This window comes from Streptomyces sp. NPDC002206 (assembly GCF_053593595.1).
Genome location: NZ_JBSFCW010000008.1, coordinates 264,481 through 284,555, shown reverse-complemented (window position 1 = coordinate 284,555; position 20,075 = coordinate 264,481). Strand labels below are relative to the sequence as shown.

At 70.7% G+C, this 20,075-nt stretch carries 17 protein-coding genes; 15 read left to right on the top strand and 2 right to left on the bottom strand.

The genetic code is table 11. The annotated features are described in order from the left end of the window. The first annotated feature begins 97 nt into the window (after positions 1 to 97). From ACWCP8_RS18355 to ACWCP8_RS18345, 3 genes are read left to right on the top strand one after another with little or no spacing between them, the layout of a single operon-like run. On the top strand, positions 98 to 658 hold the full coding sequence (locus ACWCP8_RS18355) for a PadR family transcriptional regulator (RefSeq protein ID WP_356001172.1): 561 nt from the start codon (positions 98 to 100) through the stop codon (positions 656 to 658). Continuing rightward, positions 655 to 1,398, top strand: coding sequence for an ABC transporter ATP-binding protein (locus ACWCP8_RS18350; protein ID WP_425895318.1), 744 nt, complete (start codon positions 655 to 657; stop codon positions 1,396 to 1,398). Before ACWCP8_RS18355 ends, ACWCP8_RS18350 begins: the two co-directional genes overlap by 4 nt. After that, a complete protein-coding gene (locus ACWCP8_RS18345; RefSeq protein WP_352262217.1) occupies positions 1,388 to 2,728 on the top strand; it encodes an FtsX-like permease family protein in 1,341 nt (446 codons plus the stop codon). The genes ACWCP8_RS18350 and ACWCP8_RS18345 overlap by 11 nt, the downstream gene beginning before the upstream one ends. A 52-nt stretch (positions 2,729 to 2,780) precedes the next feature. Here the strand turns inward: ACWCP8_RS18345 and ACWCP8_RS18340 are convergent, their stop codons facing one another. Continuing rightward, positions 2,781 to 3,317, bottom strand: coding sequence for an HNH endonuclease (locus ACWCP8_RS18340; RefSeq protein ID WP_018552807.1), 537 nt, complete (start codon positions 3,315 to 3,317; stop codon positions 2,781 to 2,783). Between the two features lie 364 nt (positions 3,318 to 3,681). Here ACWCP8_RS18340 and ACWCP8_RS18335 point away from each other — a divergent pair, with 364 nt between their 5' ends. The 10 genes from ACWCP8_RS18335 to ACWCP8_RS18290 all read left to right on the top strand — a co-directional run bounded on the left by ACWCP8_RS18335 (position 3,682) and on the right by ACWCP8_RS18290 (position 15,861). Further along, the gene (locus tag ACWCP8_RS18335; protein WP_451116905.1) at positions 3,682 to 4,743 is read left to right on the top strand and encodes a mechanosensitive ion channel family protein; all 1,062 of its coding nucleotides are present in this window, start codon (positions 3,682 to 3,684) and stop codon (positions 4,741 to 4,743) included. A 229-nt stretch (positions 4,744 to 4,972) separates the two neighbouring features. Continuing rightward, positions 4,973 to 6,196 (top strand): ROK family transcriptional regulator, encoded by a 1,224-nt coding sequence (locus ACWCP8_RS18330; protein ID WP_352262220.1) that lies wholly within the window; start codon positions 4,973 to 4,975, stop codon positions 6,194 to 6,196. A gap of 101 nt (positions 6,197 to 6,297) precedes the next feature. Then, positions 6,298 to 7,635 (top strand): ABC transporter substrate-binding protein, encoded by a 1,338-nt coding sequence (locus tag ACWCP8_RS18325; RefSeq protein WP_451116903.1) that lies wholly within the window; start codon positions 6,298 to 6,300, stop codon positions 7,633 to 7,635. 7 nt (positions 7,636 to 7,642) lie between these two features. Next, positions 7,643 to 8,584 (top strand): carbohydrate ABC transporter permease, encoded by a 942-nt coding sequence (locus tag ACWCP8_RS18320; protein WP_352262224.1) that lies wholly within the window; start codon positions 7,643 to 7,645, stop codon positions 8,582 to 8,584. Between the two features lies 1 nt (position 8,585). Continuing rightward, a complete protein-coding gene (locus tag ACWCP8_RS18315; RefSeq protein WP_352262226.1) occupies positions 8,586 to 9,488 on the top strand; it encodes a carbohydrate ABC transporter permease in 903 nt (300 codons plus the stop codon). 3 nt (positions 9,489 to 9,491) lie between these two features. Further along, on the top strand, positions 9,492 to 10,757 hold the full coding sequence (locus ACWCP8_RS18310) for a 6-phospho-beta-glucosidase (RefSeq protein WP_451116900.1): 1,266 nt from the start codon (positions 9,492 to 9,494) through the stop codon (positions 10,755 to 10,757). Then, on the top strand, positions 10,748 to 11,731 hold the full coding sequence (locus ACWCP8_RS18305) for an N-acetylglucosamine kinase (RefSeq protein ID WP_451116898.1): 984 nt from the start codon (positions 10,748 to 10,750) through the stop codon (positions 11,729 to 11,731). Before ACWCP8_RS18310 ends, ACWCP8_RS18305 begins: the two co-directional genes overlap by 10 nt. Before the next feature lie 316 nt (positions 11,732 to 12,047). Further along, positions 12,048 to 13,442 carry a hypothetical protein gene (locus ACWCP8_RS18300; RefSeq protein ID WP_451116896.1) on the top strand — a complete coding sequence of 465 codons (1,395 nt, stop codon included), beginning with the start codon at positions 12,048 to 12,050 and terminating at the stop codon, positions 13,440 to 13,442. Between the two features lie 11 nt (positions 13,443 to 13,453). Then, positions 13,454 to 14,485, top strand: coding sequence for a glutamate ABC transporter substrate-binding protein (locus ACWCP8_RS18295; protein WP_451116894.1), 1,032 nt, complete (start codon positions 13,454 to 13,456; stop codon positions 14,483 to 14,485). A 50-nt stretch (positions 14,486 to 14,535) separates the two neighbouring features. Then, positions 14,536 to 15,861, top strand: coding sequence for a hypothetical protein (locus tag ACWCP8_RS18290; protein ID WP_352262232.1), 1,326 nt, complete (start codon positions 14,536 to 14,538; stop codon positions 15,859 to 15,861). 105 nt (positions 15,862 to 15,966) lie between these two features. Here ACWCP8_RS18290 and ACWCP8_RS18285 read toward each other — a convergent pair whose 3' ends face one another. Beyond that, a complete protein-coding gene (locus tag ACWCP8_RS18285) occupies positions 15,967 to 16,281 on the bottom strand; it encodes a hypothetical protein (RefSeq protein WP_451116962.1) in 315 nt (104 codons plus the stop codon). Here ACWCP8_RS18285 and ACWCP8_RS18280 point away from each other — a divergent pair. Both ACWCP8_RS18280 and ACWCP8_RS18275 read left to right on the top strand, forming a co-directional pair. Continuing rightward, positions 16,241 to 18,691, top strand: coding sequence for a tetratricopeptide repeat protein (locus ACWCP8_RS18280; RefSeq protein ID WP_451116958.1), 2,451 nt, complete (start codon positions 16,241 to 16,243; stop codon positions 18,689 to 18,691). The genes ACWCP8_RS18285 and ACWCP8_RS18280 overlap by 41 nt on opposite strands. Further along, positions 18,688 to 20,067, top strand: coding sequence for a protein phosphatase 2C domain-containing protein (locus tag ACWCP8_RS18275; RefSeq protein ID WP_451116956.1), 1,380 nt, complete (start codon positions 18,688 to 18,690; stop codon positions 20,065 to 20,067). Before ACWCP8_RS18280 ends, ACWCP8_RS18275 begins: the two co-directional genes overlap by 4 nt. Positions 20,068 to 20,075 lie beyond the last annotated feature (8 nt).

Sequence of the window (20,075 nt, the reverse complement as noted above, 5' to 3'; positions counted from 1 at the left end):
CGAACTCCCCTGAAACACGAGTGGTTCACCACTCCTGCGGTAGTTGCCCACCGTCAAGTATTCACTCAGTACATATACCGAGTATATAGTCCGCCTCATGAGCACCCGCCATGTCCTTCTGGGACTGCTCGCCGGAGGTTCCAGCCACGGCTACGACCTCAAACGGCGGTACGACGAACGCTTTCCGCAGGCCCGCCCACTGGCCTACGGGCAGGTCTACACCACCCTGCAACGCCTGGTACGTGACGGTCTGGCCGCCGTCGAAGGCACCGATTCCGACGGTGGCCCCGAGCGCACCCTCTACCGCTCCACGGACGAAGGGTCACGCGAACTCGCCAGGTGGGCCGACGAGGTCACCCCGCCGGCACCTTTCGTGACGAACGAGATCTTCGCCAAGGTCGTCGTCTCGATCCTGGTCGCGGCTGCCGCCGGCGGCAGCGACCGCACGTCCGACGCAGCCGCGTATCTCCAGGCCCAGCGTGCCGCCCACATGGCGCGCATGCGCGAACTGACCGAACTCAAGACAACGCCGGGCACCGACCTCAGCACGGTGCTCTCCGCCGACTACGCCCTCGCCCATCTGGACGCCGACGTGCGGTGGATGACCACCACAGCGACCCGTCTCGCCACCCTGACCGCGGAGGTCGACACAGCATGAGTACGCAACCCGAGCAGCCCTCCCGGGCGACAGCGCCCCTGCTCACGGCCACAGGCCTGAAGAAGTCGTACGGGAGGGCCGCCCAGGCGCTGCGCGGCGCGTCGGTCGACCTCCACGCAGGTGAGATTCTCGCCGTCACCGGCGCCAGCGGCAGCGGAAAGTCCACGCTGCTGCACTGCCTGGCCGGGATCGTCCGTCCCGACGAGGGTTCGGTCTCGTACGGACAGGAGCGGCTCGACCGGATGCCCGAGGCGCGCCTCAGCGAGCTGCGGCGCACCGACTTCGGCGTGGTGTTCCAGTTCGGGCAGCTGATCCCCGAGCTCACCGCGCTCGACAACGTGGCGCTGCCGCTGCTGCTCGCGGGGACCGCCCGCGCCGAGGCGCAGAGTCGGGCGGACGAGTGGCTGGAGCGCTTCGGCGTGCGCGGACAGGCCGGTCTGCGGCCCGGCGAGCTGAGTGGTGGCCAGAGTCAACGGGTAGCACTGGCACGGGCGTTGGTGACAGGGCCGAAGGCCGTCTTCGCGGACGAGCCGACCGGCGCGCTCGACTCGCTCGCCGGGGAGCAGGTGATGACCGCTCTGGTGCACGCCGCCCGCGAGTCCGGCATCGCGGTGCTGTTGATCACACATGACGCACAGATCGCGGCGTACGCGGACCGGGAGGTGTGGCTGCGGGACGGGGCCGTCCACTCCGGCACGGCGCAGTTCACCGCCCAGGAGGTCGCTCACCATGAAGGCTGACGCCCGCATCGCCTGGATCCTGACGCGCGGCTCCGACCGCCGTGAGTGGTGGCGGATCTCGCTCACCGCGGTGGGCGCCCTGCTCGCCACGGGCTTCGCCCTCGCGGCGATCACAGTCGCCGCCGTCTCGGGGCAGGTCTCGATCCCGTACGGGCACGGCCTGCTGAACCAGCCCGGCCAGCGCGCCGGTGTGGTGGTCACGCTGCTGCTCCTGCTCGTCCCTGTGCTCGGTTTCCTCGGCCAGTGCGCCCGCATCGGCGCCGTGCACCGCGACCGGCGGATGGCCGGGCTGCGGCTCGCCGGGGCGTCACCCGCGCAGGTGCGGCGCATCGCCGCGCTGGAGTCCGCGTTGGCGTGCCTGGCGGGATCGGTCGGCGGATTCGTCGTCTTCGCCGCGGTTCTCGCCGGCTCCGGTCGTACGCCGCCGCCCCTGGCCTGGGTAGCCTTCGTGGTGGTCGTTCTCGTCGTGCCGGTGGTCGCGGCGCTGGTGAGCACGCTCGCACTGCGCCGGGTGGTCGCCTCGCCGCTCGGCTGGGTACGCCGGGTACGGCCGGAGCGCGGACACCGGACGTTGCTCGCGCTCCTGATTCCGACGGTGCTGATCGCCGCGGCGGCCTTCCTCCTCGTCCTCCGGGGCAGCGGCCTCGACGCGGCGTCGTTCCCGCTGCTGGTGTTCGCGGTGGTGTTCCTCACCGGAGCGGGTGCGGTCTGGGCGGCCGGGGCCTCGGCCGCCTTCATGGGCCGACGGCTGACGGTCCGTGCGAAGAGTCCCGCCGTGCTGATCGCCGCGGGCCGCCTCAAGGACGACCCGTGGGCCGCCGCGCGTACCCATGCCGCACTGCTGATGGTGACCGTCGTCGGGGTGGGTTTCGTGGGGGTACGGGAAGTGCTGCTCGCCGAGTTGCGCGGGCGCGACCACTTGGCGGAGGACCTCGATTTCTACACCACCGGTATCGATCTCGCCGGGGCCGCCGTCCTGGTGGCCCTGGTCATCAGCCTCTTCGGCCTCGCCGTGGGCACCGCGGAGTCCCTTGCCACTCGCCGCAGAGGGCTCGCCACCCAGGCCGCGGCCGGAGTACCGCACGCGGTGCTGGCCAGGACCCTCCTTTTGGAGACCGCGCTCCCGCTGGCCCCCGCGGTCCTGCTCGCGGGCATCGGCGGCATGGCGGTGCACCTCGCGTACGCCGCCGTCGTCGCACCCGGCTCCGTGCCCTCGATGCTCCCGCTGCTCGTACCCGTGGTGGTGTACGCCGGCTGCCTGCTGGCCGCGGCGACATCACTGCCGCTGCTGCGGCGCGCGGCGCACCCCGCGGAGCTGCGTTTCACGTAGCGCGCGGCGCTCCGGGGATCCGCACCCCCTGGAGACGCAGAAGCCCGGATCGTCAGGCTGAAATGCCATCGATCCGGGCCATTGCGTCGTCCGCGCCGAACGGTTGCAGGTACGGAAGCCATCGCGGGTCCCGGTGGCCCGTCCCGATGATGCGCCACGCGAGGCCGGTCGGCGGGGCGGGCTGTTGGTGCAGCCGCCAGCCGAGCTCCGGCAGATGGCGGTCGGCCTTGACGTGGTTGCAGCGGCGGCAGGCCGCCACCACGTTGTCCCAGGCGTGCTGGCCACCACGGCTGCGTGGAATGACATGGTCGACGCTGGTCGCGGCGGCGCCGCAGTACATGCAGCGGCCGCCGTCCCTGGCGAAGAGCGCCCGGCGGGTGAGTGGAACGGGCCCCCGGTAGGGGACCCGTACGAACCGCTTCAGGCGGACGACGCTGGGTGCCGGTACAGCACGGGTGGCACTGTGCATGAAGGCGCCGGACTCCTCGAGGCAGATGGCCTTGTTCTCGAGGACGAGGACGAGCGCGCGGCGGAGCGGTACGACGCCGAGCGGCTCGTACGACGCATTGAGAACCAGGACATGCGGCACGGTGGATGCCTCCTTGTACGCCGGCGGCGCGTGGCTCGCGCCGGGACGATCCGATCTCAGTCTCTCCTCCTGCCTGGTGGAAGCGCCACCACGTGCGAGTAACGGGCCGGAAGGATTTTCCCCGGCCCGCTGTCGCGCGCACCGCCCGAAGACCCCGGATCAGGCGCTTCGGGGCCGCCGCCGCGGCGGCCCCGGCCCGGTGTGCGATCGGCCACACCCGGCCCGGCGCCCTGATTCGGCTCCGGCCCCCACACCTTCTGTATCCCCGGTCCGAACGGGTCTCTCCCCTCCGTCACGGCAACGGAGCACTCCGGATGCCCCGTTAGTGTGGTTGGTCAGCCCTCGCTCATATGGAGGTTCCGCCGTGTCCCTGTCCGCGCTGTTGGCCGCTGCCCCGTCACCCGAGCCGGGCGGCTCGCTGGACGAAGCTGCCAAGCAGGCCGGCGATGCCGCGGGCTGGGTGGAGGAGAACTGGTCCACCTGGCTGAACACCGGTCTGCGCATCGTTCTCATCGCGGCGATCGCGATCGTGTTGCGCATCGCGATCCGTCGTGCCCTCAGCAAGCTCATCGAGCGGATGAACCGCAGCGCCCAGGCCGTCGAAGGCACCGCGCTCGGCGGGCTGCTGGTCAATGCGGAACGGCGCCGTCAGCGCTCCGAGGCCATCGGGTCCGTCCTCCGGTCGGTCGCCTCTTTCCTGATCCTCGGTACGGCCGGCCTGATGATCCTGGGCGCGTTCCAGATCGATCTGGCCCCGCTGCTCGCCTCCGCCGGTGTCGCCGGTGTGGCGCTCGGCTTCGGGGCGCGCAACCTCGTCACCGACTTCCTCTCCGGCGTCTTCATGATTCTGGAGGACCAGTACGGCGTCGGCGACACCATCGACGCGGGTGTCGCCTCCGGCGAGGTCATCGAGGTCGGGCTGCGGGTCACCAAGCTGCGCGGTGACAATGGTGAGATCTGGTACGTCCGCAACGGCGAGGTGAAGCGGATCGGCAACCTCAGCCAGGGCTGGTCGACCGCCGGGGTCGATGTGCAGGTGCGCCCCACGGAGGATCTCGACCGGGTACGTACGGTGATCACCGAGGCCGCCACGACGATGGCCAAGGAGGACCCGTGGAGCGAGCGCCTGTGGGGTCCGGTGGAGGTCCTCGGCCTGGACTCCGTGCTCCTCGACTCGATGACGGTCCGGGTGACGGCCAAGACGATGCCGGGCAAGTCCCTGGGCGTGGAGCGCGAGCTGCGCTGGCGGATCAAGGTCGCCTTCGACGAGGCGGGCATCCGGATGGTCGGCGGCGTACTGGCGCAGCCGGACGAGCCGTCGGCGGCGGACCCGACGGCCGCAATGGCCGCCCCGTCGGCGTACGCGTCGACGACGTCGCCGCAGTCGCTGGCCACGTCACCGATCACCCCGCCGCAGGGCAAGTAGGCCCACGGATCCAAGGGCGTCCGGCCCGGCCCTCAAGGAGCCGCGCCGGGCGCCCTTCGGCGTGAATGCGGCTTGACCGGGCCGCGCACCTTGGCATGAATGCGGCTTGACCGACCCTCCAGGTAACGCTTTGGTTGCCGGCGAAGCCCTGCCCATTGACGGGTCGGTGACGTGCGTCATACCGTCCTCTCATCGAATAGGAAAGTTTCCTAACAGAGGGCAGGTGCTCATGGCCGGAACAACACCGGGTACCCCCCGCGTCCTGCGGGCCATGAACGACCGGGCCGCCCTCGACCTGCTGCTGGAGCACGGCCCCCTCTCCCGGACCAGGATCGGCAAGCTGACGGGCCTCTCCAAACCCACCGCCTCGCAGTTGCTGGCCCGACTGGAGGCGGCCGGTCTGGTCGTCGCCACCGGCACCGTCGCGGGACGGCCGGGGCCCAACGCCCAGCTGTACGCGGTCAACGCCCGGGCCGCCCATGTCGCCGGACTCGATGTGAACGCCCAGCGGATCGTCGCCGCCGTCGCCGATGTGACCGGTGAGACGGTCGGCGAGTTCGAGCTGCGCACCCCCGGCCGGCGCGCCGACAGCGTGGTGCGGCAGGTGACCGAGGCGCTGGACGGCGCGGTCAAGGACGCCGGACTCACCCGCGCCGAGGTGCACCGGGTGGTCATCGGCACACCGGGCGCCTTCGACCCCGGCACCGGACGGCTGCGGTACGCCTCCCACCTGCCGGGCTGGCACTCCCCCACACTGCTCGACGAGCTGGCCGCGTTCCTGCCGATGCCGGTCGAGTACGAGAACGATGTGAACCTCGTCGCCGTGGCCGAGCAGCGGCGCGGCGCGGCCCGCGGACACGACGACTTCGTCCTGCTGTGGAACGAGGAGGGGCTCGGCGCCGCCCTCGTCATCAACGGGCGGCTGCACCGCGGCTTCACCGGCGGCGCCGGTGAGGTCGGCTTCCTGCCGGTGCCCGGCGCCCCGCTGGTCCGCCAGGTCACCAAGGCGAACTCGGGCGGCTTCCAGGAACTGGCGGGCGCGCAGGTGCTGTCCCGGCTGGCCGGGCAGCTCGGCATAGACGACGAGCTGAGCCGCGCGGACGGCACCCACCATGAGGTCGCGGCCGGTCTGATCGCCCGGGCCGCCGAGGCCGCGGAGCGCGGCGAGAACGGCCCGTACCTCCGGCTCCTCGATCTGTTCGCCACCGGGCTCGCGACCGGTCTGGCCTCCATGGTGGCCGTGCTCGACCCCGAACTCGTGGTGCTCTCGGGCGAGTTGATCACGGTCGGCGGCGAACCGTTGCGCGAGCGGGTGCAGGCGGAACTCGCCGAGCTGGCGGCCTCCCGGCCCCGGCTGATCGCCGGCGCCGTGACCCAGCGGCCCGTACTGCGCGGGGCGCTGGAGAGCGCCCTCGCCACGACCCGCGACGAAGTCTTCGACACCTCACGCTGATCCCCTGCCACGGCCGTCCCCACGCGGACCCGCACCTTCACAGACCCGCACGTTCGCAGACCCAGCCTCTTCCCCGTCCCAACCCATCGGGAGACACTGCCATGTCCGGAAACCGCCGGAAGACGGCCGCCGCGCTCGCCGCGACCGCCGCGATATCCCTCTTCGCCTCTGCCTGTACCGGTCAGAGCGGCAACGGCGCCAGTGATGATCCGTCCAAGGAGACGACCATCAATTTCTGGCACGGCTGGAGTGCCCCGAGCGAGGTCAAGGCCATTCAGGCCACCGTCGACTCCTTCGAGAAGGCGCACCCGAACATCCATGTGAAGGTCGTCGGCAACATGACCGACGACAAGATCAACCAGGCTCTGCGGGCGGGCGGTTCCAAGGCACCTGACGTGGTGTCCTCGTTCACCACGAACAATGTGGGCAAATTCTGCTCGTCCAAGGCCTTCGTCGATCTGAACTCCTTCCTGAAGAAGGACGGGATCGACCCCGACAGGACGTTCCCGAAGGCGATGAACGAGTACACCCAGTACAACGGGGTGCGCTGCACGCTGCCGCTGCTCGGTGACGCGTACGGGCTGTACTACAACAAGGACGCGTTCAAGGCCGCCGGGATCACCGCCCCGCCGAAGACCTGGTCGGAGTTGGCCGAGGACGCCAAGAAGCTGACGAAGACCAAGGGTGACTCGTACGAGCAGCTCGGCTTCATGCCGAACTACCACGGCTACGAGTCGACGACCGAGCACTACCTCGGCGGCTGGAACCCGACGTACTTCGATGCCGACGGCACGTCGAACATCGCCAAGGACCCGGCCTTCGCATCCATGCTCACCACGCAGAAGAAGCTGGTCGACGACCTGGGCGGCTACGCGAAGCTGGAGAAGTACCGCACCTCGTTCGGTGACGAGTGGGGCGCCAAACACCCGTTCCACACCGGCCAGGTGGCCATGCAGCTGGACGGTGAGTGGCGGCTCGGCATGGCCGAGGACACCAAGCCGAAGTTCGAGATCGGGGTGGCCCCGATGCCCGTCGCCGACGACGAGGCCGACACGTACGGCAAGGGCTACCTGACCGGCACCATCGCCGGTATCGCGTCCACCTCCACCAAGCAGAACGCGGCGTGGGAGCTGGTGAAGTTCATGACGACCGACACCGACGCGGTGGTCGCCTTCGCCAACGCCATTCACAATGTGCCGTCGACGTTGGCGGCCCTGAAGTCGCCGAAGCTGAAGTACGACCCGCGGTTCAAGACCTTCCTGGACATCGCCGCGAACCCCCACAGCACCACCACCCCGCCCTCGGTGAACGGCGGCGCGTACCTGGTGTCCCTGCAGAACCTCGGATTCGACATCGAGAAGGGCAAGCAGACGGACATCAGGGCGGGTCTGGAGAAGACCGCCAAGGAAATCGACGCAGCCGTCGCACAGGCGAAGTAGCACCGCGATGAGCACGTACACACTCCGTTCGAAGCGCCGCCGTGCGGCGCTTCGAACGGCGGCCTTCATGTCGCCGTGGCTGATCGGGTTCTGCGTCTTCTTCGCCTACCCGCTGATCTCCACGCTCTATTTCTCCTTCACCCACTACGACGGTTTCGCGGCCCCTGAGTTCAACGGGCTGAAGAACTGGTCGTACGTCTTCAACGACTACCCGCTGTTCTGGCCCGCCCTGCGGAACACCCTGTGGCTGGTCGTGGTGATGGTCAGCTGCCGGGTCGTCTTCGGTCTCGGCGTCGGCCTGCTGATCACCAGGATCAAGACGGGTACGGGTGTCTTCCGCACCCTGTTCTACCTGCCGTATCTGGCCCCGCCGGTCGCGGCGACCCTGGGTTTCGTCTTCCTGCTCAACCCGGGGACGGGGCCGGTCAATTCGATCCTCGGCGATCTGGGGCTGCCCACGCCGGGCTGGTTCACCGACGCCGCCTGGTCCAAGCCGGCCCTGACCGCGCTCGCGGTGTGGGGGGTGGGCGACCTGATGGTGATCTTCATGGCCGCGCTGCTCGACGTACCGAAGGAGCAGTACGAGGCGGCGGAGCTGGACGGGGCGACCTCGTTCCAGCGGTTCCGCTTCGTCACGCTGCCGAACATCTCGCCGATCGTGATGTTCGCCGTGGTCACCGGGATCATCCAGACGATGCAGTACTACACCCAGCCACTCGTGGCGGGGAAGGTCGCCTCGGGTGTGATGGGTGGCTCCGGGCAGCAGTTCGAACCGGGTTATCCCGACAAGTCGACACTGACGCTTCCGCAGCTCGTCTACAACCTCGGCTTCCAGCGTTTCGACTACGGGTCCGCCTGTGTGGTCGCGCTCGTTCTCTTCGTACTCGCCATGGCGTTCACCGCACTGCTGATGCGGCGCCGCAGCGGGCTGATCCAGGCAGGTGAGTGACGTGGCGCAGGCTCTCGACACCTTCAAGGCCACCGACCCGTCCGCCGGGCCGGTCACCCCGGCCGAGCGCGTCGCACGCCGCAAGGCACTCCTGAACTGGATCGCCGTGCACGCGCTCGGCGTCGCGGCCGCGCTCTTCTTCGTGCTGCCCTTCGTCTTCCTGTTCCTCACCTCGCTGATGAGCGATCAGCAGGCGCTGACCCGCGATCTGTGGCCGCACCCCTTCGAGTGGAGCAACTACCGCAGGGTGTTCGACACCCCGGGCTTCCTGACCTGGTGGAAGAACACCCTGCTGTACGCGGGGCTCGGCACCGTCCTCACGGTCGTGTCGTCGCTGCCCGTGGCGTACGCGCTCGCCAAGTTCCGCTTCCGCGGCCGGCAGCTGTCGCTGATGCTCGTCATCTCGATGATGATGCTGCCGCCGCAGGTCGTCGTCATCCCGATGTATCTGTTCTGGGCGAAGCAGCTGGACATGTCCGGGACACTCTGGCCGCTGATCATCCCGATGGCCTTCGGTGACGCGTTCTCCATCTTCCTGCTGCGGCAGTTCCTGCTGACCATCCCGAACGAGTACCTCGACGCGGCGAAGGTCGACGGCTGCGGCGAACTGCGCACCCTGCTGAAGGTCGTGGTGCCGATGGCCAGGCCGGGCATCGCCGCCGTCGCGCTGTTCCAGTTCTTCTACGCCTGGAACGACTACTTCGGGCCGCAGATCTACGCCTCCGAGAACCCGGCCGCCTGGACGCTCAGTTACGGACTGGAGTCCTTCAAGGGCGCGCACCACACCGACTGGAACCTGACCATGGCCGCGACCGTACTGGTCATGGCCCCCGTGATCCTCGTCTTCTTCTTCGCTCAGAAGGCTTTCGTCGAGGGCGTCACACTGACCGGAGTAAAGGGCTGACCTATGAAGCTCGCAGTAGTTGGTGGCGGGTCCACCTACACACCTGAACTGATCGACGGCTTCGCCCGGCTGCGGGACACGCTGCCCGTCGAGGAGCTCGTGCTCGTCGACCCGGCGGCCGACCGCCTCGAACTCGTCGGCGGCCTCGCCCGGCGGATCTTCGCCAAGCAGGGCCACCCGGGCCGCATCGTCACCACCTCGGACGTCGACGCGGGCGTCGCCGACGCCGACGCGGTCCTGCTCCAGCTGCGCGTCGGCGGCCAGGCCGCCCGCAACCAGGACGAGACCTGGCCACTGGAGTGCGGCTGCATCGGCCAGGAGACCACCGGGGCCGGCGGTCTTGCCAAGGCGCTGCGCACCGTCCCGGTCGTCCTCGACATCGCCGAGCGGGTCCGCCGTACCAACCCCGACGCCTGGATCATCGACTTCACCAACCCGGTCGGCATCGTGACCCGGGCGCTGCTCCAGGCCGGGCACAAGGCCGTCGGTCTGTGCAACGTGGCGATCGGATTCCAACGGAAGTTCGCCGCGCTGCTCGACGTCACCCCCGGCGAGGTGCACCTGGACCATGTCGGGCTCAACCACCTGACGTGGGAGCTCGGGGTCCGGCTCGGCGGCCCGGACGGCGAGAACGTGCTGCCGAAGCTGCTCGCCGAGCACGGCGACTCGATCGCCGACGGTCTGCACATGCCCCGGGCGATCGTCGACCGGCTCGGCGTCGTCCCCTCGTACTACCTGCGGTACTTCTACGCGCACGACGAGGTCGTACGGGAGCTCGGCACCAAGCCGTCCCGGGCGGCCGAGGTCGCCGCGATGGAGAAGGAACTCCTCGCCATGTACGGCGACCCGGCACTGGACGAGAAGCCCGCGCTGCTCGCCCGACGCGGCGGCGCGTTCTACTCGGAGGCGGCCGTGGACCTGGCGTCCTCACTGTTGGGCTCGGGCGGCTCCGCGGTGCAGGTGGTCAATACGTACAACAAGGGGACGCTGCCGTTCCTGCCGGAGGACGCCGTGATCGAGGTGCAGGCCCGGGTCGACGGCACGGGCGCGACGCCACTCGCCGTTCCCGAGCTGGATCCGCTGTACACCGGTCTGATCTCCCATGTGACGGCGTACGAGGACCTCGCCCTGGAAGCGGCACTGCGCGGGGGCCGGGACCGGGTCTTCAAGGCACTGCTCGCCCACCCGCTGATCGGCCAGTTCGAGTATGCCGAGGCACTCACCGACAAGCTGATCGCGCACAACCGGGAGCACCTGGCGTGGGCGTGAACGCTGCGGTCCTCGCCATCGACGCGGGGAACAGCAAGACCGATGTGGCACTGATCGGACCGGACGGAACGGTGCTGAGCACGGCCCGCGGGGGCGGCTTCCAGCCGCAGGCCGTCTCCGTCGCGGCGGCAGTGGACGTCCTCGGCGCGACGCTCGACGAGGCACTGGCGAAAGCACGTGGGACCGGCGGCCCCGTCGACTCCGTCGGCCATGTGTCGGCCTGTCTCGCCAATGCCGATCTCCCGTTCGAGGAGCGGGAGTTGACCGAGGCACTGCGGGCCCGTGGCTGGGGCGGCACGGTCGAGGTCCGCAATGACACCTTCGCGATCCTGCGCGCGGGCGTCGACGAGCCCCGGGGCGTGGCCGTCGTCTGCGGTGCGGGGATCAACTGTGTCGGCATGGTGCCGGACGGGCGGACCGCTCGCTTCCCCGCGATCGGCCGGATCTCCGGTGACTGGGGCGGCGGTTCGGGTCTCGCCGAGGAGGCCATGTGGTTCGCCTCGCGGGCCGAGGACGGGCGCGGTGAGCCGACGGAGCTGGCCCGCACGCTCCCCGCCCACTTCGGGCTCGACTCGATGTACGCGCTGATCGAGGCGGTGCATCTGGGGCACATCGAGTTCGAGCGCCGGCACGAGCTGACGCCGGTGCTGTTCGCGACCGGGGCTGCCGGGGACCCGGTGGCGCGTGCTCTGGTGCACCGGCTCGCGGAGGAGGTCGTCGCGATGGCGTCGGTCGCGCTGACCCGCCTCGAGCTGCTGGACGAGGAGGCACCGGTGGTGCTGGGCGGCAGTGTGCTGGCGGCCCGTCACCCGCAGTTGGACGACGCGATCGCCGAACTCCTCGCGGTACGCGCCCCGAAGGCGGTGATCCGGTTGGTGGCGGAGCCGCCGGTGCTGGGCGCCGGGCTGCTGGGCCTGGATCGCACGGGGGCGGCACCGGAGGTGCACAACAGGCTCCGTGCACAGTACGGCTGACGCATCGGGAACATCGGGAACGCGGACGGGCGTCCTGTGGCCATCGTGCTGCGGGACGCCCCTTGCGTACGGGAACCGATCAGTTGTCCCGAACGTGTTCATGGATGGGGAGATCGGTCCGCTTCGGGGACTGCGCCGCCGATCGTCTTGATCGACGGCGCCGTCCTTGATCGAATGCGTGTGCATCCGTGGCCCGGTGCAGGATCCAGGTGTTCCTGGTGTGGATGTCAGTCCCTGCGGCCATACTTCTGGCCGGGCACCAGTCCCCCGATCGGCCGGGGGGCGGGCCACCGTCAGCGACCGAGGGGGAGGTCACGTGACATACCCGCCGAATGTACGCACGGCGCCGGAGCACGCGTCGGCCCAGCCGCCCGCGCCCGTACCTGTGCCGGTACCCGCGCCGCGTCGCAGCGCCTGGTCCGAGTCGACGGCGCGGCTGAAAACTGCGGCGACGACCGAACCGGGCAGGCTCCAGATCATCGGGGCCGCGCTGGCGGTGCTCGTCATTGCGTTCGGGGCCGTGACGGCGTTCGAGATCTCCGGCCGGTCGGCCGCCGCCGACGACGTGGTGAGCCGCAGCCAGCCGCTGAGCGCCGAGGCGGCGAACATCTACCGTTCGCTGGCCGATGCCGACACCGCGGCGGCCGGCGGATTCCTCGCGGGGGCGCAGGAGCCGCGCGATGTCCACGAGCGGTACGAGAAGGACATCAAGGACGCGTCCAGGCTGCTGGTGAAGGCGGCGTCCACCACGGACGCGTCGTCGCCGTCGGGCCAGGAGATCACCAAGCTCAACGAGGAACTCCCCCGGTACACCGGCCTGATCGAGCGGGCCCGCGCCAACAACCGGCAGGGGCTGCCTCTGGGCGGCGCCTATCTCCGGTACGCGAACCAGAAGATGTCCACCGAGCTGCTGCCGGCCGCCGAGCGGCTGTACACGGCGGAGACCGGCCGGCTCGACCAGGACTACGACTCCGCGAGAGCGTGGCCGTTCCTCTCGCTGGGTCTCGGTGTCGTGGCGCTGGGTTCGCTGTTCTGGGCGCAGCGGCGCAACTACCGCAGGACGAACCGGGTCTTCAACCATGGACTGCTCGCCGCGACCGCCGCGTCGACGGTACTGCTGCTGTGGCTGGGCGTGGGGCACACGGTCGCGCGGTCCGAACTGCAGGACGCCAATGTGCACGGGCAGCAGTCCCTCGATGTGCTCAATCACGCGCGGATCAACTCGCTGAAGGCGCGCGCCAATGAGAACCTCACCCTCGTCGCCCGCGGCGCCGTGCTGACCGCGGACGGCAAGAACGACAAGTACGAGACCGACTACACCACGGGCATGAAGGCCCTCCGCGAAGAGCTGGGGACGGCCAGGAAGCTCGCCGACGACTCCCAGGGGAGCGGGCCGGTGGCGGATGCCATCAGCGGTGTCTCCGAGTGGCAGGGCCGCCACCGGACCGCCCGCACGACCGACGACAACGGCGACTACGAGGGCGCCCTGAAGCAGATCATCGGGCCCAGGAACTCCACGGGGGAGTCCTTCAACCGGGTGGACGAGGCGCTGGAGAAGGCACTCGCCCATGAGCAGGGCGAGTTCACCCGGGCCGCCGAGGACGGGCGCGGGGCGCTGGGCGGGCTGCCGATCGGGGCGGCCGCTCTCGCCGTACTGGCCGCGGTCGCCGCGATCGTCGGGGTCAACCGCAGACTGTCGGAGTACCGGTGAGAGGGGGAACGATGACCAGGACCAGTTCCACCCGGGGCAGGCTGCGCGGCTGGGGCGGGGTGACGGGGATGGCCGTGGCCTGTGCGGTGACGGCGTCGCTCACCCTGCTGCCGCTCTCGCACGGCGGCTCCGGGCCGTTCGGCGTCGGTGTCTCCGGGCCGGGTACGGCCACGGCGGTGCCGGCCAGCGCCGGCGACTGCACGGACCCGGAGGCGAGCCTGCAGCCCTCGAGCGCCGACGGGCCGGGCATCGCGAAGATCAAGGAGCGCGGGAAGCTGATCGCCGGCGTCGACCAGAACAGCTTCCGCTGGGGCTACCGCAACCCGGAGACCGGGAAGCTCGAAGGGTTCGACATCGATCTGGTGCGGGCCATCGCAAAGAACATCCTGGGCGACCCGGACAAGGTGATCTTCCGGGCCATCCCCACCAACCAGCGCATCGCCGCCCTGGAGAACGACAAGGTCGACGTCGTCGTCCGGACGATGACGATCAACTGCAGTCGGCTGGACCAGGTCTCGTTCTCCACGGCCTACTTCCAGGCCGGTCAGCAGGTCCTCGCGCCGAAGAACTCGCCGATCACGGGGTACGACAAGTCCCTGGCCGGCAAGCGGGTCTGCACCGCCGAGGGTTCCACCGCGTACGAGGCGCTGGAGAAGCAGTCGTTCGGCGCCAAGTTCAAGGACCGGCACGACGGCACCGAGGCGGACGAGGACCAGCTCACCGTCCCCAACCAGCTGGACTGCCTGGTCCGGCTGCAGATGGGCGAGGTCGACGCGGTGGTCACCGACAACGCGCTGGCGGCGGGCCAGGCCGCCCAGGACCCGGCCGTCGTCCTCAAGGGCGACAAGCCGTTCACCACCGAGTACTACGGCGTGGCCACGAAGCACGGCGCGAACGACCTGGTGGCCCGGGTCAATCAGGTGCTGGTCGACTACCGCCAGGGAGGCGCCGACAGCCCCTGGATGGTGTCCTACCGGAAGTGGCTGGCGAGCGGACTGCCCGGGATATCGGCGCCGCCTGCGCCCAAGTACCGGAGCAACTAGTCCTTGATCCTGCCGGGCCCGGCCCGGCAGGGAGAGCAGAGAGGTGATCGATGGGCGTCGCGGGCCCCTTCCCCGGCTATGCGGGGAAGCCCCCCGGCCCGGTCCTGGACCGGGACGAGGCGGACCGTGCGCTGGCCCGGCTCGGTGCGGAGCACGAGGCGATCGAGACCTCGCTCCTCGCCCTGCAGGACCATGCCGGCCGCCGGCTCCTGGAGGGCGCCGATCTGACCGGTGTCACCAAGGAGCGCTGGGCCACCACCGAGCAGTCGATCACGCTGCTGTGGGGGTATTTCGACGCCTACGCCGCAGCGATCGAGGAGGCCCGTGAGATCCGGGCCAGGCGGCGCTCCCCCAACCGTGACGACCTGCTGGCGCTGACCGAGCTGCTGCGCGGCCAGAGCGTCACGCTGGCGTCCACCGCCACCCGCCCCGATCCGTCGATCACCGGCCCGGCCAAGCTCTCCGAGCGGTTCTCGCTGGAGGAGCTGGTCGCCCGGATGAACGATCTGTACGCGCGCTCGCTGGACATGGTCGTCGCCTCCGACTCCGTATGGTCCGCGCTGCCCGCCCGGATAGATCTGCTCGCCGCCGAGCTGCGCCGTACGCGTTCGCTGGCGCACTCCGTCGGCGTACGGCCCGGGGAGCATCCGGCGGGCGACGACCTGGAGTCGATCACCCATGAGCTGACCACACTGCGGGTGCAGGTGATCTCCGATCCGCTGGCGTTCTGGCTGCCGGGCCCCGGCAGCGCGGCACCCGGCGGCGGCCGTCCGGACACGACGCGCTACGACCGGGCGGCCCGCGCCCTGGACGACGTGCGCCGGGAGATCGAGGCGGTCCTTGCGGTACGGCAGGACGCCGAGCAGCGCCTCGTCCAGCTGCGCGACATCCTCTCCCGCGCCGACCGCACGCTGGCCGAGGCCCGGTCGGCGCGCGGCGAGGTGCTGGCGAAGATCGCCGCCTCCGAGGTGCCCGCGGTCAGTGGCCCGCCGACGGTCCTCCAGGAGCGGCTGGCCGCCGCGTCGGAGTACCGCAGGCACGCCCAATGGCACCGGCTCTCACCGCTGCTGGAGTCCCTGGAGCGGGAGGCCGAGGACGAACTGCTGCGCGCCCGCGAGTCGCTGACGGCGGTCACCGCGCCGTTGGCGGTCCGGGCGGAGCTGCGCGGCCGGCTGGACGCGTACAAGGCGAAGGTCGCCCGGCACGGCCTGGCGGAGGACCCGGTACTGATCGAGCGGTACGACGCGGCGCGCCGCATGCTGTGGAGCGCGCCGTGCGATCTGCGGGTCGCCGCGCAGGCGGTGCTGCGCTACCAGGAGGCGGTGGCGGAGCTGCTGAACCCGCGCCGGCCGTTCGCACCGGAGGACCGGCGATGAGCAGGCGTACGAGTACGGGCAGGGTGAACGGGCCACTGCTGCGGCGGGGCGAACAGGGGGACAGACCATGAGTACGCAGTGCCAGCGCCCCGCGTGCGAGGGCAATTACGAGGACATGGGCGGCGGTGAGCTGTACTGCGACACCTGCGGTCTGGCTCCGGTCGTCTCCCCGACGGGGATGGTGAGCTCGCCGCCCACCGGCATCGCGGCCGGCGGCGCGAGTGGCAAAGGCAGCAACAGCAGTTCGGCACGGAGCGGCTCGCGGGCGTCGTCCCGGGCCTCCTCGCGCTCCTCGGCCCGCTCGTCGACCTCCCGGCGTTCGGTGTCGGGGCGGCTGTCGCGCTCCCTGTCGGGCAGCGCCACGTCCCGGTCGGTGTCGGTGCGCTCCTCCGGTACGTCGACGGGGGCATCCGGGCGCAACCGGCTGGGCGCGGGCCTGGTGCAGGTGCCGGACGTGCCGCGCCCCGATCCGCGCTCCGCGGTGATGGAGAACCCGGAGGTGCCGGAGCGGAAACGGTTCTGTTCGCGCTCCGACTGCGGGGCCCCAGTGGGCCGGTCCCGTGGTGAACGGCCGGGCCGGACCGAGGGGTTCTGCACCAAGTGCGGCCACCCGTACTCCTTCGTACCGAAGCTGCACGGCGGCGACATCGTGCACGGCCAGTACGAGGTGGCGGGATGTCTGGCGCACGGCGGGCTCGGCTGGGTCTATCTCGCGGTGGACCGTGCGGTCTCGGACCGCTGGGTGGTCCTCAAGGGCCTGCTGGACACCGGTGACCAGGACGCCATGGCGGCCGCGATCTCGGAGCGCCGTTTCCTCGCCGAGATCGAGCACTCCAACATCGTCCGGATCTACAACTTCGTCGAGCATCTCGACCAGCGCACCGGCTCGCTCGACGGCTACATCGTGATGGAGTACGTCGGCGGCAAGGCGCTCAAGGAGATCGCGAACGAGCGCCGTACCCCGTCCGGGAAGCGGGATCCGCTGCCGGTCGAGCAGGCCTGCGCGTACGGCATCGAGGCGCTGGAAGCGCTCGGCCATCTGCACAGCCGCAATCTGCTGTACTGCGACTTCAAGGTCGACAACGCGATCCAGACCGAGGACCAGCTCAAGCTGATCGACATGGGCGCGGTGCGCAGGATGGACGACGAGGAGTCGGCCATCTACGGCACGGTGGGCTATCAGGCGCCGGAGGTCGCGGAGGTCGGCCCCTCGGTCGCCTCCGATCTGTACACGGTCGCGCGGACGCTCGCGGTGCTCACCTTCGACTTCCAGGGGTACACGAACGTCTTCGTGGACTCGCTGCCGGACCCGGACAACATCGAGGTGTTCCGGACGTACGAGTCGTTCTACCGGCTGCTGGTGCGGGCCACGGATCCGGATCCGGCAAGACGGTTCGCCTCGGCGTCGGAGATGGCGGAGCAGCTGACGGGGGTGTTGCGGGAGGTCGTGGCGTTGCAGACGGGGCGGCCGCGACCGGCGCTCTCGACGCTGTTCGGCACGGAACTGCGGGTCACGGACACGCAGTTGTTCGCCGAGCTGACGGACGATGTGTCGCGGCTCGGGGTACGGACGGAGCCGGCCGGACGGCGCAGGGGGAAGGACCGGAGTCCGGTTGCGGCGTTCGGCGGGGTTCCGGTTGCCTCGCCGGCGGCGGTCGGGCATGTGGCGCCCGGTGCGCCGCCGTTCATTCCCGGGCAGTCGGCTCCGGGGGCCGCACCGCTGTCGGCGTCCGCCACGCACGTACGGGGTGGCAACGGCGCCGCCGTCCCGTACGCACAGACGCAGGCGGCCATTCCGGCGCCCCGGGTCGCGCCCGCACCGGTCGCACCGGTCGTCCCCGGGGCCCTGCCGGGCGCCTCCGCTCCGGGCGTGCCACGGCTGGCCGGGCTCGACGCGCGGGCCACCTCGCTCGCGCTGCCCGTACCGCGGGTGGACGCGAACGACCCCAACGCGGGCTTCCTCGCCGGGCTGATGGCGTCTGCACCCGCCGAACTGATTGCCGCATTGCAGGCCGTACCCGCCGCCTCGCTGGAGACCCGGCTTCGGGAGCTGCGCGCCCGCCTGGAGATGAACGAACCGGGCGCCGCCGGACAGACCCTGACCGGTCTGGAGGCGCAGCACCCGGACGACTGGCGGGTCGTCTGGTACCGCGGGATCGCCTCGCTGGTGACGGGTGACAACGAGACCGCCGCGCTGTCGTTCGACGCGGTCTACGACGCGTTCCCGGGTGAGCCCGCTCCCAAGCTGGCGCTGGGCATCTGCGCGGAGCTCCTCGACCAGCTGGACAACGCCGCCGAGTACTACCGCCTGGTGTGGACGACCGATCCGAGCTTCGTCAGCGCCGCGTTCGGCCTGGCCCGGGTGCAGATAGCGGCCGGGGACCGGGCCGGGGCCGTACGGACGCTGGAGTCCGTGCCCGAGGCGTCGATCCACTACACGGCCGCCCGGGTCGCCGCCGTACGGGCCCGGCTGCGTGAACGCGCCCCGCACGAGCCGCTGATCGCCGACCTGACGGCCGCCGCCGACCAGGTGTCCGGGCTGCAGAGTTTCGGACTGGACGCGGTGCGCCGCGAGCAGCTGTCGACCGAGGTGCTGGGGACGGCGCTGGACTGGGTACTCTCCGGAAGCCCCACGGACCGGCCGGACTCCCCGCAGTCCCGTGCTCCTGCCGGACCGAGGATGCTGCTCGGCAGCGAGGTGGACGAACGCGGGCTGCGTTTCGGTCTTGAGCGTTCGTACCGGATGCTCGCCCGGCTTGCGCAGCGTGGCGACGAGAGGATCGAACTGGTGGAGCGGGCCAACCGCTTCCGCCCCCGGACGTGGGTGTGAAGATGTCGCAGATGCACCAGGAGACCGCCTTGTCGAGGTGTCCCAACTGCGAGGAGCCGCTGGAATCGGGCGACCTGTTCTGCGGTGCGTGCGGGTACGACCTGTCGGTCGTACCGGCGCCGCCGGAGGATCACCCGACGATCGCGATGGCCGCGCCCGTGGAGGGCGGTGCGCCGGGGGGCCCGGCGGCTTCCGGGCCGGGCGCGCCCACAGCGGCGGCCCCGGGTTCGGTCGAGTGGTCGGCCGCCCCGGTGGTCGACCGGTCCGAACCGCCCGCGCCGGGCGGTGCACCGGTACATGCTCCCGCAGGGGTCCGCTTCGACCGTCCGAACACCTCGGGCTCCGACTCGGATGACTTCGAGCCGGCGGCGCCCGTCGCCCCCGACCCCCGTACCTTCGAGGGCGCCGCCTTCCCGGAGGCGGCCCTCACCCCGCCGGACGGCACCAAGCTGTGCGTCGCCTGCCGCGCCGGTCATGTCGACCCCGACGGCTACTGCGAGAACTGCGGTCACGCCCAGCCCCGCGAGCGCGACCACATGGAGCAGGAGCTCGGTTCGGTGGCCGCCGTCAGCGACCGGGGGCTGCGCCATCACCGCAACGAGGACTCGTTCGCCGTGTCGACCACCGCCCTGCCGGACGGCTCACCGGCCGTCGTCGCGATCGTCTGCGACGGCGTCTCCTCCGCGAGCCGCCCCGACGAGGCCTCCGCCGCCGCCGCGATCGCCGCCAACGAGTCACTGCTGGAGTCGCTGCCGCGCGGCGCCCACCCGCAGCAGGCGATGCACGAGGCGATCGTCGCCGCCGCCGAGTCGGTCAACTCGCTGGCCCACGACGACGGCCGGGCCCAGGAGCACGATCCGCACCACCACCGGAACGCCCCGGCCTGCACCCTGGTCGGCGCGGTCATGGCGGCCGGCCTGCTGGTCGTCGGCTGGGTCGGCGACAGCCGCGTCTACTGGGTGCCGGACGACCGCACCACCCCGCCCGCCCGGCTCACCGAGGACGACTCCTGGGCCGCGCAGATGGTGGCGACGGGCCTGATGAACGAGGCCGAGGCCTACGCGGACGAGCGCGCCCACGCCATCACGGGCTGGCTCGGCGCCGATGCGTACGAACTGGAGCCGCACACCGCTTCGTTCAAACCGGACCGGCCGGGTCTGGTGGTGGTGTGCACGGACGGGCTGTGGAACTACGCGGAGTCGGCCGCCGAAATGGCCGCCGCCGTCCCCCCGGACGCGCACGAACGACCGTTGCACGGCGCCCAGGTGCTGGTGGGTCACGCGCTCGACGGTGGGGGCCACGACAACGTAACAGTGGCTCTGCTGCCGTTCGCCGTACCGCCGCAAGGGGCAGGATCGGCCTACAGCACCGCTTGAGTCCTGTT